Origin of the sequence: Lysinibacillus sp. NPDC059133 (assembly GCF_042755925.1) — a bacterium.
Classification (GTDB): Bacteria; Bacillota; Bacilli; order Bacillales_A; family Planococcaceae; genus Lysinibacillus.
Genome location: NZ_JBHZDH010000027.1, coordinates 46,305 through 60,354, shown reverse-complemented (window position 1 = coordinate 60,354; position 14,050 = coordinate 46,305). Strand labels below are relative to the sequence as shown.

Below are 14,050 nucleotides of genomic sequence, written 5' to 3'. Positions count from 1 at the left end.
ATTATGCCTCGGCATAATTGCGTCCGGAATCGGCTTTGTGCCTGCACAAAGAACTCCTTTCCGATTCCGTGACATCCGCCGGAGGCTTTAACTACTTTCAGCGGGTGTCCAAACACCTGCTGAAAGTAGTTAAAGCCAAGCCCGCGGAGAGCGCCAACTCGGAGTGAAAATCAACCTTTTGTTTATTGATACACTTGTTCTTATGTCGACAAACTAAAAAGAGCCTATAATTGGCTCTTCTCTTACTAATTATTTAATTCATAATGTTTACCTTTGACTAAGTAAAATAAATGTTCAGCAATATTTGTTGCATGGTCAGCTGAGCGCTCTAAATATCGGCAAACAAATGTTAAGTGGGTGATTTGAGAAATATGCGCTGGATTTTCAGCTCCAGCACGTAGCAATAGCGTTACTGTCGCTCCATATAAATCATCGACGTAATCATCTAGCTCAGCAATTTCCTTGGCATGAGCAGTATCTTCCTCTGTAAAAGCTTTAATAATACTTTCTAGCATTTCTACTGTCTTATTACACATCGTTTGCAAGTTTGTTGTAGGAAAGACAAGTGGCTCTTTGCCAATACGAATCGTCTCTTTTGCAATATTAACCGCATAGTCCCCTACTCTCTCCATATCAGATGCCGCTTTGACAAGCACCATAAGACGACGTAAATCAGTAGCTACAGGCTGTTGCTTCGCAATCATTAAAATAACATGATCATTGATGTCTTCTTCAAGACGATTGATGATTAAATCGTCCTCAAGAATTTTTAACGATGTTTCTAAATCCTGATTTAATAATGCTTCGAATGCTAATTTAAGTGCGTTAATACTACTATTAGCAATCTCAATAAATTGTTCTTGGACTTCTTTTAATTCCTGTTCAAAACGTTCACGTACTACCATCTACTGCTCCTCCTTAGCCGAAACGACCTGAAATATAATCTTCAGTACGTTGATCTGCGGGTGTTTGGAAGATAACGTCTGTTTTATCGTATTCAACAACCTCTCCACTTAGGAAGAATGCTGTTCGATCGGAAATTCGCGCCGCTTGTTGCATATTATGTGTCACGATAATAATTGAATAATCTTTTTTCAGCTCTTGTACAAGTTCCTCGACTTTTAATGTAGAAATCGGATCAAGTGCGGATGTTGGCTCATCCATTAAAATAACATCTGGTTCTATCGCTAAACAACGTGCAATACAAACTCGCTGTTGCTGACCACCTGATAAACCATATGCATTTTGATTTAAGCGATCCTTAACTTCATCCCAAATGGCTGCACCACGTAAAGATTTTTCGACAATCTCATCAAGAATCTTCTTATTTTTGATGCCATGGATACGTGGACCATATGCAATATTATCGTAGATAGACTTTGGGAATGGATTTGGCTTCTGGAATACCATACCTACACGAGTGCGTAATTCCTCAACAGTATAGCTTTTATCTAAAATATTGCGCTCACGATATACTATTTCCCCTGAAGTTCGAACACTTGGTACAAGCTCTACCATTCTATTTAGGGTTTTTAAATAAGTAGATTTCCCACAGCCAGAAGGACCAATTATAGCTGTTACTTCATTTTCGTAGATGCTTAAATTGATGTCTTTTAAACCATGATGATCACCGTACCATAAATTTAAATTACGTGTATCATAGACTACTTTTTTGGCAACATCAGCAGAAGGCTTTGTAGCCGTATGAATCGATTTGACAACAGATTTTTCCTCTTTTATACCCAGTACCATAAGGTCACCTCATTAATAACGTTTTTGGAATTTATTTCGAATAAAGATGGCAATAGAGTTCATCAGTAAAAGCATTGCCATAAGTACTAAAATACCGGCTGCCGCTACATATTGAAATGCCTCTTGCGGACGTTTTGCCCAATCGTAAATTTGCATTGGTAAAGCTGTGAATTGACTTAATAAACCATTTGGTAAAAACTGCAAGATAACAGGAATGCCTATAACAACAAGTGGTGCTGTTTCTCCAATCGCACGAGACAGCGCTAATATACTTCCTGTTAAAATCCCTGGAATAGCTGCTGGTAGCACAACATGCAATATCGTTTGCCATTTTGTCGCGCCCATACCGTAAGAAGCTTCGCGTTGTTCATTCGGTACAGCACGAATAGCCTCCTGCGCCGCAACAATGATCACTGGTAAAATTAACAAACTCATTGTTAAACCGGCTGCTAAAACACTCTTCCCTAATCCCAACATTCGAACAAAAATTGTTAACCCAAGTAAACCAAATACAATGGAAGGGACTCCAGCTAAGTTAGAAATATTCATACGAATAAAGTCATTTAGTCTATTTTTCTTTGCATATTCCTCTAAATAGATTGCAGTCCCTACACCTAGAATAATCGACACTGGAGCAACAACTGCCATCAGCCAAAGTGAACCTATTAAGGCTGCCTTAATGCCCGCTTTATCTGCAAAACGTGAAGCAAAATTTGTTAAAAAATCGATTGTTAAATAGTCGGCACCTTGTGTTACTATACGATAAAGTAAAATAGCAAGTGTCACTAATGCAAAGGTCGTTGCTAAGAAGAATAATGACTTCCAAACTTTATTGAATGTAATACGCTTTGTCATTCTTTTCATGACGGCCGTGTCATCCATATAGCGCATGCTAGTAAACCTCCCTGAAACGTTTCGAAATATAGTGAGCAATTAAATTCATCACTAAAGTAAAGATAAATAATGTGAATCCTACTGAATAAATCGAATAATAAATTGTCGTACCATAGCCAGCATCGCCTGTTGCAACTTGTACAATATACGCAGTCATCGTTTGAATCGAGTCTGTCACATCTAAATCGAATTTAGGTGTAGATCCGCCTGCAAGTGATACGATCATCGTTTCACCTATTGCCCGGGAAATGGCGAGAACAACTGAAGAGATAATGCCTGATAATGCAGCTGGTAATACTACTCTTATGGCTACTTCGAACTTTGTTGCTCCAAGTGCTAAAGCCCCTTCACGCATACTATTTGGGACAGATGACATCGCATCCTCAGAAAGTGACGTAATCATTGGTAAAATCATAATCCCGACAACAATCCCTGGACTAAGTGCATTAAAAAGTTTAAGTCCTGGAATAATTTGCTGTAACATCGGTGTTACAAATGTTAATGCAAAGAAGCCATAAACGATTGTTGGTACACCTGCTAACACCTCTAAAATAGGCTTAACTGTACGTCTTATTTTTTCGCTTGCATATTCACTTAAATATATTGCAGAAGCAATACCAAATGGTACAGCTACGGTTACTGCAATAAGTGTGACTTTCAATGTTCCAGCGATTAAAGGTAAAATCCCAAATAACGGTTCCTTTCCTGAAAACGGTAGCCACTGTGTACCAAATAGGAAATCCGTAATCGAAACACGTTTAAAAAATTCAAACGTTTCAAAAATAAGGGTGAAAACAATGCCAAATGTCGTCAATATAGAGATAAGTGCCGCAGAAAATAATAGAGTTGGCATTGCTTTTTCCACTATTTTCTTTGTTTTATGATTGCGTGAATTTGCAATTAATTGCTGCACAGATGATGTCTTGTTTTCTTTTTGAGAAACCATTGGGTGCTCCTTTCAAATAAGAGAGGGAAAGAGCATACATCTCTTTCCCTCTATGCATGTCTACTTATTTTAAGCCTTCTAAAGTCTTTAAAGCTTCACTATATTTATCTTCTGGTAGACTGACATAACCAACAGCATCTGCCATGTCTCCCCCCTGCTCAAGTGTATATTTGATGAAATCATATGCCGCTTCATTATCTTTCATAGCACTATTTTTCACGTATACAAATAGTGGTCTTGAAAGCGGTGCGTATTCACCAGATTCAATTGTTTTATTTGTTGGCTCAATGCCGTTAACCTTCACAAGATTTAATTTATCTTTATTTTCTAAGTAGTAAGCGTAGCCAAAGAAGCCGATTGCGTTTTTGTCACCCGCCACACCTTGAACTAGCATGTTATCATCCTCTGATAATGTTGCTGATTTCGCTAGATCAGCACCGTCTAAAATCGTTTCATCAAAGTAATCGTACGTTCCTGAGTCAGTACCTGGTGAGTAATACACAATCTTTTCATTTGGCCAAGATGGATCTATATCAGACCATTTTTTAGTTTTACCATCTTCAACCCAGATTTTCTTTAATTGCTCAACAGTTAAATCCTTCGCCCAATCATTTTCAGGATTCACGACAACGGATATGCCATCATATGCTAAAGGAAGCTCTGTAAAAGCAACTCCTGCTTTCTCTAGTTTTGCTTTCTCTTCATCTTTTATATGACGAGATGCATTAGAAAAGTCTGTTTCACCTGCGATGAATTTTTCAAAGCCACCACCAGTACCTGAAACACCTACCGATACTTTGACATTCGGTTGAGTCCCTGCATACTCTTCAACAACTGCTTCAATAATTGGTGCGACTGTTGATGAACCATCTCCAGCTACAGCCCCTTGCAGTTTTTTGTCAGCAGCATCTTGTCCTGAATTCGATGGTGCGTTTGTTTCTGCATTGTTACCTTTTTGTGCAGAGTCGCTACCACATGCCCCAAGCATTAATGCTGACCCCATTACCGCTGTCATCGTTAAGTACTTCCACTTTTTCATCTCATTTGCCTCCGTCACTAACATTTTTTATTGTTATTTGTCTTACAATCTTTACTATAATGACTAAATGTTGAAGTCGTATAAACTGTTCGTAAAAGAGACGTAAAGGAATGTAATGCTTTGTAAATGATTGTAAAGATGAATTTACAATCACCAATTTCGCCTTGGCTTACTTTTAGCTGCCGCTTCGCTTTCGCACAGAAAATATTTGTTGCGCGTATTTAGACTAAGTTCCTCTCTTTCAGTAGGTGTGAAAAAGGATCACATTCGCATTCATCTCACCACCTTCAGTGGTGGGATCCTTCTTCCGAGTGAAGATAAACTTGCTTCCTAATGGAAAGATGCTATAATAAGCAATTGTGTCAGGAAATAATCTAAGAGGAGTTTGACTTTGTGATTAAACATGCAAAAGTACAAAATGCCAATTACTTTAAAACTTATTTAACACTTGTTATGGAACATCGGGAATATACCCTACAGGAAGCCGTTAATTTTATGGTAGAGTCTTATTTCTGTAATAATATAGAGCTTTATGGAATAAAACCGAAACAACAATTTGAAATAGCTATTCAACAATTATCTGTACAATAAGCCTTCTATTGGAGAATAAATAAACCACGCTATGAAAATTATGATCTTTCATACCGTGGTTTTTTCGCGCGTATTTAATAACACTCTAAAACTGAAAAAAAACCGCTAGGCATTGAAATGCACTAGCGGTTTCTCTTATTCTTGCTCATCTTCACCAATTTTGTCTTTTGTAATAGCTGGTGAAATTGGTTGTTTCACATTACTATCTGTCACTTTTTCAGCGTTATATTTTGCCTTTAACTCGAAATATTTGTCTAAAGCATCGCGAGCAATAACGTTATTATTTGACAAATGTTCACGCCCTGTTGTCGCCCAGGGAATGACAACAGCATAGGCAATTTCAGGATTTTCATAAGGAGCAAAACCAACATGTGTAAAAGTAAGTGTTTCCGTACCATAATACTCTTTTAACGGTCCGAAATACACTACCTCAGCTGTTCCTGTTTTCCCTGCCGCTGTATATGGAGTATTTGCAAACTGAGCTCGAGCTGTACCTTGCGTACCTGTATAAACTAGACGTAACCCTTTTTTTACACGATCAATTTCTTCTACAGAATTATCGATCCGATTTAAAATTGTTGGCCCTATTTCATTCACTAATTGACCTAACTGTTGCCCATCATTTGATGGCTCACGTACCTCTTTTACAACATGTGGCTGAATACGATAACCGCCATTTGCGATTGTCGAGATATACTGTGCCAATTGTAAAGGCGTATACGTATCATATTGTCCAATTGCTAAGTCGAGTGTTTTACCACCCATCGTTGGACCAGATGGACCCTGTACGCCACTAAATTCATTTGGCAAGTCAATACCTGTTTTTACACCTAAGCCAAATTGCGCATAATTATTACGCATTTTCGAGAATGTATCGTCCTTTAAGCGAAGTGGCATCTTATAGCTATACGGTGTTCCATTAATAAGCATAGCAATTTTAAACATATAAACATTTGACGAACGCTCTAGAGCTGTTAAATCATTCATCGAAATATATCCACTTCGGTTAAAAATTGACGCTTTTGTAGGTGTCCCAGCTAATACAATAGGTTCATCTCCCATTGAAGTACCCATTGAAATAACTCCTTGATTATAGCCAGTAAGAACAGTAGCCGCCTTAACTGAAGAACCTGCTTCATAAGCTGTTGTAAAGGTACCATACGAATAATCGACGACTTCATATTTCCCTGTTTCAGGATTTTTCTCAATCTTTTTACCAACCATTGATAAAATATCGCCTGTATTTGGGTCCATCATGACTAAAAAGGCACGATCAAGTAAATACGAGCCTCCTCGTGATTTTAATTGAAGCAATTCTCGCTCTACAATTTTTTCAGTCTCTAATTGTAGCTCGCTATCAATTGTAAGTTTTAAATCTTTCCCTGGCTCACCTTTATAGGTCGTAACGGTATCAACTACTTGCCCTTTTTTATTCGTAATATTTTTAACCACTGATTTTTGTCCTTGCAGTAAATCTTCATATTGCGCTTCAATATAACTTTCACCAACACGATCATTTCGTGAATAATCACGAGCTAAATAATAATTCAGCTTTTCTTTTGGAATCCCTTTTGCTGGTACTGTTGTGCGTCCTAAAATAGCGAGTGATGATAATTTCAAACGCTTCCAGTCCGTTGTTGTGTTAACGCCAGGTAATTCAGTTAAACGCTCAGAGACAAGTGCGAATTCTTCAGCTGATACATTTTCACTCTTAATAATTTGCGGTGATAGATTGTATCCTGATACCATCTCTCGAAAGATTGCTAACACTTCCATGTCCTTGTCTGTCAATTGCAATAATTCTTCGTTTGTAATTCGTTCACGAACAAGTTTACCTATCTGTGCATTGATTTGACTTTCCGTTACATTTTCTTGTGCTCTAATTTTCTTTTCTTCTGCCTCTGTTACCTTTGCATAGGCAGCGTCATGATTTTTAATAATCCAAAAATCCTGTTTATCACGTAAAGTGACGCGGTTTGTTGGCTGCTCAATTAATTGTGCCAGCTTTTCTGCTATTTCCACCATTTCATCCGTTGTTGTCGTCGACATTTTCGTATACGTAATAGCATTTTCTGGTTGGTTATCCACTAAAATACGCCCGTATCGATCATACATACGGCCCCTTGGCACACTTGTATTGACAGCTACTTCCTCTTTACGCTCTAAATCGCGTACATAATCTTCCCCTTTTACGATTTGCATATAGCCAAGTCTAAAAATTAGCATCGAAAATACGATAAATATAGCAAAGAAAAGGACATTCATACGAAATGTTAAATTAGAGTTATGTTTTGCTTTAACACTCGTCGCGCGATTTTTCCCCGGTGCTTTGCGCATATGTATTCCCCTCCTCATCTAATTACAATTTAAATACACACGATATTTAGTATACCATTCGAAGGTACGACAGGAAAGCATGCACTTGCGAATTTATGCTTGAAAACATCATTTTATTTGACGGCACTTTAAGTTAAAAAGTTTCTGTTTTTTACCGATTGCTAGAAAAATAATTTTCACATTAAATATTGAGAGGTGAGGCACAATGTGAAGCTTCCCCAAATTTTCCGGCGATCGTTCCTCCCTTTCAGCCAATAGGCGTGTTGGGGCATTCACCTCCACCTTAAATTGCAAAGGATACCTCAAACATTATAGACCCTATAAAAGACAGTAAAAAAGGCTATGCCTCGGTGATTCATCACCTTTGACATAGCCTTCTAATAAACAGAGATTATTTTGTAGCTTGGAATTTAGCTTCCACTACATCCCAGTTTACTACGTTCCAGAATGCACCGATGTAATCTGGACGACGGTTTTGGTAGTTTAAGTAGTAAGCATGCTCCCAAACGTCTAAACCTAGAACTGGCGTTTTACCTTCCATAACTGGAGAGTCTTGGTTTGGAGTAGATGTAACGGCAACTGAGTCACCATCAACGATTAACCAAGCCCAACCTGAACCGAAGCGAGTTGTAGCAGCTTTTGCAAATTCTTCTTTGAATGCATCGAAAGAACCGAATTTAGCATCGATTGCTTTTGCAACTTCACCAACTGGAGTGTTTGAACCGCCTGGAGCAATTACTTCCCAGAATAATGTATGGTTAGCATGTCCGCCACCGTTGTTACGTACAGCAGTTTGTTTGTCAGCTGGAAGAGCATCAATGTTTGCGATAAGATCGTTAATGTCTTTTTCAGCAAATTCAGTGCCTTCTACTGCTGCGTTTAAGTTTGTTACATAAGTATTGTGGTGTTTTGAATGGTGAATTTCCATTGTTTTTGCATCGATATGTGGTTCTAATGCGTCATAAGCGTAAGTTAATTGTGGTAATTCATAAGCCATAGTTAAGTTCCTCCTAAAGTAAAGAAATAATTAGTACATCCTTAGATTATCAAAATTGGTCAAACCATTCAACGAAAAATACTTCAAATGAAAGATTTCAGCCTTTTGACTGAAAAGCCAATACGATTACTATACTACCCTGTTTTTTTAATAGCTAAACTATAGGGAGAAAATTATATCGCTATAAAGAACACGATAATCATAATAATTTGGATTACTGCTTTTGCAAGTGTTGATGCTAAGAAGCCAACGAGAGATCCAATACCGCTTTTCACAGCCTCTCCAAATGTACGACGTTCTACAATTAACTCTGCAATTATCGCTCCTAAAAATGGGCCGACTAATATTCCTAGAACCGGAATGACGAATGGGCCAATTAATAAACCAATGGTACTGCCCCACATGCCAGCATTTGAGCCACCGAATTTTTTAATACCAAAGGCATTTACTACAGTATCAGCAACAAATAATATGACAACAAATATAATTTCACTCGCCCAGAACAACCAACTTAACTCTGCAAACGAAAAAAATAATCCATATACTAAAAAACCACCAAGTAAAAAAAGCACACCTGGAATGATCGGGTATAACAATCCAACAAATGAAATGATAAAGCAGGCAATCACCAAGATCCAGCCAACAACTTCCATAAAAATCCTCTCCTTTTGTCGTGCATCAGGTTAGGTTAGAATTCCTGATTTCCTCTACAGGCGGGAGCTGAACTGTTTCCTCCTAGCTAAAAATGCATAGATAGCTCATTCTCAAAAAAGAAATCCTCAAAAATCCTCATTAACCCGCCTAAATCGCGCAGTGCCTTTCATACGGATTTACAAAGCTGAAGGTTTCATTTCCTTAATTCCTAATTCCTAATTCCTAATATAGAGTCAGCTATATTTACAGCATGGTCTCCTATACGCTCTAAGTTGCTAACGATATCTGTATAGACGATTCCTGCCGCTCCATTACATTCATTTGTATTCAAGCGCGCAATATGCTTTTGTCGTAGCTTATCTTCCATATCATCTATCAAACTTTCGAGCTCCGTTACTTCCTGTGCCAAGCTCAAACTAGCCGTATCCAGAGCAGCTATACTCTTTCGTACAGCTTCAATCGCCAAGCTAAACATGCCTATTAAATCTTGTCGCGCTGACTTACTTAAACTTACTTCATGATGTTCTTTATATTGTAAAAGCTCTAAAATATTTTCAAAATGATCGCCAATACGTTCAATGTCTCGTACATTTGTTAGAAGTGTATGGTGTCTTACTGAGTCTGCACGAGAAAGTGGCTGCTTAGACACCATTACTAAGTAATTCGTGATTTCCTTGTCTAAATGATTGAGCGCTACTTCTAATTGTAAAACTGTAGGAATATGAGTAGCCTCACCTGTTTTCATATATAAAAATGTTTCTTCTAAACCATGAAGCGCGTGTTCCCCCATACGTAACACTTCTTCCTTCGCTTGCCCAAGTGCAATCGCTGGTGAGGTATCGATGAATGACGGATCTAAATGTTTCGTTGTCACATCAATATTTCCATCACGACCAGGCACTAGCTTCGTGACAAGTACAGTCAATCCTCCGATAAATGGTAGCTGAATCATCATATTAATAATGTTAAATGAGCCATGCGCTATCGCTATTTGCATTTTCGCTTCTAAATGGAATAGCCCGCTAACCCACTGAACGTAATGCATAAATGGTGTAAAGAACACCATGAAAATGATTGTACCTATAATATTAAATAGCACATGTGCCGCTGCCGCACGTTTAGCATATATAGAAGCACCGAGTGAAGCTAATACTGCTGTAATAGTCGTGCCTATATTTTCACCAAATAAAATAGGTAAAGCGCCATCCAAGCCAATTAAATGCTCAGCGTATAAGCCCTGTAGCACACCAACAGTCGCTGTTGAGCTTTGAACAAGCAATGTAAAAACCGCCCCTAGAAAAATTCCTACAACGGGCTGATTGCTTAAATGAAGCGTTAATGATTCAAAATCAGCTAATTGATGAAGTGACTGCATGCTTGCACTCATTAACTCTAATCCTAAAAATAATCCCCCGAAGCCAAATACTATTTGTCCGATATACTGATAGGTCGCTTTCTTAAAGAAAAATAACAACCCTGCACCAATCGCTAATAACGGATAAAAATAAATGCCGATATTTATACCAATAATAAATGCGGTTATTGTTGTTCCAATATTGGCTCCCATGATGACACCGATTGCTTGTCGTAATGTTAAAAACCCTGCACTCACTAGCCCAACCGTAATCACAGTCGTTGCAGAGCTCGACTGGATACAAATCGTCACAACTATGCCCACTAACACACCCATTAAAGGATTTGTTGTAAAACGATTCAACCATTCACGCAGTCGATCATCTGCCGATTTTTGGAGCCCATCCCCCATAAATTTAATGGAAAATATAAAGACTCCTAAACCGCCTAAAAATTGAAACAGTATGCTTTGCCAATCTATTGTCAATTGTATTCGCTCCAATTCCTACGTCTCTACTACTCTATTCCTAATCTTTAAATGATAGTATGGAAAAAGTAAAGATAACCTTTAACTTCTTTACACAATATTAACATTTCATTATCGTATTCTCAGTTATTATTTCTTAATTCATATCTTGTCAAAGTTGAACATGGTAAAATAACAATTGGAGGAGATATGTTTATGAAACACTCACAACTATTGATCGATAGCTTAATTCATCCAAAAAAACTTGCTGCCTATCGTTTATTACCTATCGGAAAAGTCATTCAATATACCTTTCTGCTAATTACTGTTGTTACAGTTTTCTCTTTTGGTCGTTTTACAGCTGGTATGTCTGTTGATACATTTGATATGAATAGTTTAAATGGAATAACTGAATACATAGAAGGCGTTAAATGGCTTTTGTATCCCGTGACATTCATCATGCTTTTTGTTTTTACCACAATGCTTATTTTTGCACAAATTGCTCTCTATGCCCTGGCTGGACTACTGATCTTAAACGTCATGAAGCGTCGCGGAGAATACCGTCACATTTGGCGTACTACTACATTTGCCATGACTTGGGCAATTCTAATAAGTATGCTATCAGATTATCTACCGATTAACAGTACAATTATCTCTGTTTTTTCTGTACTTTTAACAGTGACTCTACTTATCGTAGCCATCACAAAATATCCAAAACAACCAATTACAAAATAATGTGCATGATTCCCCTCTCTTCTAAATATAGTGTAGAAAAGGAGGGGATTTTTTGCGTGCTTTTGTGTTAACAGCGATCATTATTATTTTTGCTTTTGTTATAAAAGTAGATTTAACAGAAGGATCATTACATCTTGCTGCTTTTTATCCGAAAAATACAGAAAACGCCCTGTGTGAGAAGGAGCGAGAGCCAAATTATATCACTGTACAGACTATTCAAGGCGATACCATTCACAGTTTATTTGCCCTTCATCCTGCAAAAGTACCCATGACCTTTCCAGAACGTTTACAACTTTTTTATGAATTGAACCCACACTTACAATTACAAGCTCTTGTTCCTGGTGAAAATATTAAGCTTCCGCTGTCATTTGAATTTGAAAACAAATGTGGAAAATGAAAAGTTAGCGTTTCTTCCTTGTCCTTATTTTCTTACACTGCTAAAATAAATGTCAGTGACGGTCGAAAGTATGGCCCGAAAAGGAGAGAAAGTTAATGAGTGAAATTTGTCACCGTACAAATACACGTCCCGTGCGTGTCGGTAACTTAACAATAGGTGGTAGTAATGAATTATTCATTCAAAGTATGTGTACAACAAAAACACATGATGTCGAAGCAACAGTAGCGGAAATTCTTCGTCTAGAGGAAGCAGGCTGTCAAATTGTTCGTGTCGCAGTTCCAGATGAGCGTGCAGCTGATGCGATTGCAGAAATTAAAAAACGTATCCATATTCCATTAGTAGCTGATATTCACTTTGACTATAAATTAGCATTAAAAGCAATTGAAAATGGTATTGATAAAGTTCGTATTAACCCAGGTAATATTGGGCGCAAGGAAAAAGTAGAGGCTGTTGTTAACGCAGCAAAGGCTAAAGGTATTCCAATCCGTATTGGGGTAAACGCTGGTTCATTAGAGCGTCATATTTTAGAAAAATACGGTTACCCTACTGCAGACGGTATGGTAGAATCTGCCCTTCACCATATTAAAATTTTGGAAGACTTGGACTTCCACGATATTATCGTATCCATGAAGGCGTCAGACGTAAATCTAGCGATTGAAGCCTATGAAAAAGCGGCTAAAGCCTTTGATTATCCTTTACACTTAGGAATTACTGAATCAGGTACATTATTTGCTGGTACAGTAAAATCAGCAGCTGGCCTTGGTGCAATTCTATCAAAAGGTATTGGTAATACATTACGTATTTCACTATCTGCAGACCCTGTTGAAGAAATAAAAGTAGCACGTGAGCTATTAAAATCATTTGGTCTTGCTTCTAATATGGCAACCCTTATTTCTTGTCCAACATGTGGTCGTATCGAAATTGATTTAATTTCAATTGCCAATGAAGTAGAAGAATATATTTCTAAACTTAATGTACCGTTAAAAGTAGCTGTTCTTGGTTGTGCGGTAAACGGTCCTGGTGAAGCACGCGAAGCCGATATCGGTATTGCTGGCGCTCGTGGTGAAGGTTTACTATTCATGAAGGGTAAAACAGTTCGTAAAGTGCCTGAAGAAACAATGGTTGAAGAGTTGAAAAAGGAAATCGATAAATTAGCAGCTGAAATGGCAGAAAAACGTGCGGCTGAAGAAGCAGAAAAAGCGAACGCCTAAGGAGGTGCTAGCATGAAAAAGCCACGCTTTGGGATTGATATCGATGGGACAGTGACATGTCCTAGTACACTCATCCCACATATCAATAAACAATACAATGTAAATATTACACTCGACGATGTGTGCGAATATGATTTTTTATCAGCATTTCCCCACCCTGTTGATCGAGTAGCATTTAATACATGGTTTAAAGAAAATGAGCCATTTATGTATGAAGTATCTGAAGCAGCTAAAGATGCGAAAGATATTTTAAATACGTGGAAAGAAAACTACGAACTTTATTACATCTCTGCACGTGGTGAGAATGTATCAGATGTTACGGTAAATTGGTTTAATTCGCAGTCTATTCCGTACGATCATATCGAGCTCATTGGTAGTCACGATAAGGTTTCTGTAGCAAAAAAACATGGTGTTGAGGCATTCTTTGAGGATAAGCATGATAACGCAGTTATACTTGCGGAGGAATTAAAAATACCGGTCGTATTATTTGACACTCCGTATAATCGTCTTGCTGTTCCGGACAATGTCGTACGAGTTTATAACTGGCAAGAAGCCAACCAATTTATCACTAACTATTTTAAGTAAACAAAAGAGTCGTGTTGAAAACAATAACACGGCTCGTGTTCTTTGTCGTTTACACAAAAACGAGCCCCCCAGAACCAATGCGTTGGGGGGTGT

14 protein-coding genes are annotated in these 14,050 nt (G+C 38.0%); 5 read left to right on the top strand and 9 right to left on the bottom strand.

Annotated features, from left to right (window positions below; translation table 11 throughout):
* Positions 1–245: 245 nt before the first annotated feature.
* From phoU to ACFXN8_RS15185, 5 genes are all read right to left on the bottom strand, one after another.
* Positions 246–905 (bottom strand): phosphate signaling complex protein PhoU, encoded by a 660-nt coding sequence (gene phoU, locus ACFXN8_RS15205; protein WP_386846205.1) that lies wholly within the window; start codon positions 903–905, stop codon positions 246–248.
* Between the two features lie 13 nt (positions 906–918).
* Entirely contained in the window at positions 919–1,752 is an 834-nt protein-coding gene (pstB, locus tag ACFXN8_RS15200) for a phosphate ABC transporter ATP-binding protein PstB (RefSeq protein ID WP_386846203.1), read from the bottom strand.
* Between the two features lie 12 nt (positions 1,753–1,764).
* The gene (gene pstA, locus ACFXN8_RS15195; protein WP_376074527.1) at positions 1,765–2,643 is read right to left on the bottom strand and encodes a phosphate ABC transporter permease PstA; all 879 of its coding nucleotides are present in this window, start codon (positions 2,641–2,643) and stop codon (positions 1,765–1,767) included.
* Position 2,644: 1 nt separating this feature from the next.
* Positions 2,645–3,592 (bottom strand): phosphate ABC transporter permease subunit PstC, encoded by a 948-nt coding sequence (gene pstC / locus ACFXN8_RS15190; RefSeq protein ID WP_386846201.1) that lies wholly within the window; start codon positions 3,590–3,592, stop codon positions 2,645–2,647.
* Positions 3,593–3,656: 64 nt separating this feature from the next.
* Positions 3,657–4,631, bottom strand: a complete 975-nt coding sequence (locus tag ACFXN8_RS15185) for a PstS family phosphate ABC transporter substrate-binding protein (RefSeq protein WP_386846199.1) — start codon at positions 4,629–4,631, stop codon at positions 3,657–3,659.
* A gap of 393 nt (positions 4,632–5,024) precedes the next feature.
* Between ACFXN8_RS15185 and ACFXN8_RS15180 the strand changes: the two genes are divergently transcribed.
* Positions 5,025–5,222, top strand: a complete 198-nt coding sequence (locus ACFXN8_RS15180) for a hypothetical protein (RefSeq protein ID WP_376074530.1) — start codon at positions 5,025–5,027, stop codon at positions 5,220–5,222.
* A 135-nt stretch (positions 5,223–5,357) separates the two neighbouring features.
* Here the strand turns inward: ACFXN8_RS15180 and ACFXN8_RS15175 are convergent, their stop codons facing one another.
* From ACFXN8_RS15175 to ACFXN8_RS15160, 4 genes are all read right to left on the bottom strand, one after another.
* Entirely contained in the window at positions 5,358–7,559 is a 2,202-nt protein-coding gene (locus ACFXN8_RS15175) for a peptidoglycan D,D-transpeptidase FtsI family protein (RefSeq protein ID WP_386846196.1), read from the bottom strand.
* Positions 7,560–7,950: 391 nt separating this feature from the next.
* The gene (locus ACFXN8_RS15170; protein ID WP_376074532.1) at positions 7,951–8,556 is read right to left on the bottom strand and encodes a superoxide dismutase; all 606 of its coding nucleotides are present in this window, start codon (positions 8,554–8,556) and stop codon (positions 7,951–7,953) included.
* Positions 8,557–8,729: 173 nt separating this feature from the next.
* Positions 8,730–9,209 (bottom strand): DUF456 domain-containing protein, encoded by a 480-nt coding sequence (locus tag ACFXN8_RS15165; protein WP_386846194.1) that lies wholly within the window; start codon positions 9,207–9,209, stop codon positions 8,730–8,732.
* A gap of 209 nt (positions 9,210–9,418) precedes the next feature.
* Complete coding sequence (locus tag ACFXN8_RS15160; protein WP_386846192.1) at positions 9,419–11,050, bottom strand: Na/Pi cotransporter family protein; 1,632 nt, start codon at positions 11,048–11,050, stop codon at positions 9,419–9,421.
* Positions 11,051–11,245: 195 nt separating this feature from the next.
* Here ACFXN8_RS15160 and ACFXN8_RS15155 point away from each other — a divergent pair, with 195 nt between their 5' ends.
* From ACFXN8_RS15155 to ACFXN8_RS15140, 4 genes are all read left to right on the top strand, one after another.
* Positions 11,246–11,764 carry a DUF1189 family protein gene (locus ACFXN8_RS15155; RefSeq protein WP_376074535.1) on the top strand — a complete coding sequence of 173 codons (519 nt, stop codon included), beginning with the start codon at positions 11,246–11,248 and terminating at the stop codon, positions 11,762–11,764.
* 52 nt (positions 11,765–11,816) lie between these two features.
* On the top strand, positions 11,817–12,161 hold the full coding sequence (locus ACFXN8_RS15150; protein WP_376074536.1) for a hypothetical protein: 345 nt from the start codon (positions 11,817–11,819) through the stop codon (positions 12,159–12,161).
* 95 nt (positions 12,162–12,256) lie between these two features.
* The gene (gene ispG / locus ACFXN8_RS15145) at positions 12,257–13,372 is read left to right on the top strand and encodes a flavodoxin-dependent (E)-4-hydroxy-3-methylbut-2-enyl-diphosphate synthase (protein ID WP_376074537.1); all 1,116 of its coding nucleotides are present in this window, start codon (positions 12,257–12,259) and stop codon (positions 13,370–13,372) included.
* 12 nt (positions 13,373–13,384) lie between these two features.
* Positions 13,385–13,957 carry a 5' nucleotidase, NT5C type gene (locus ACFXN8_RS15140; RefSeq protein WP_376074538.1) on the top strand — a complete coding sequence of 191 codons (573 nt, stop codon included), beginning with the start codon at positions 13,385–13,387 and terminating at the stop codon, positions 13,955–13,957.
* Positions 13,958–14,050 lie beyond the last annotated feature (93 nt).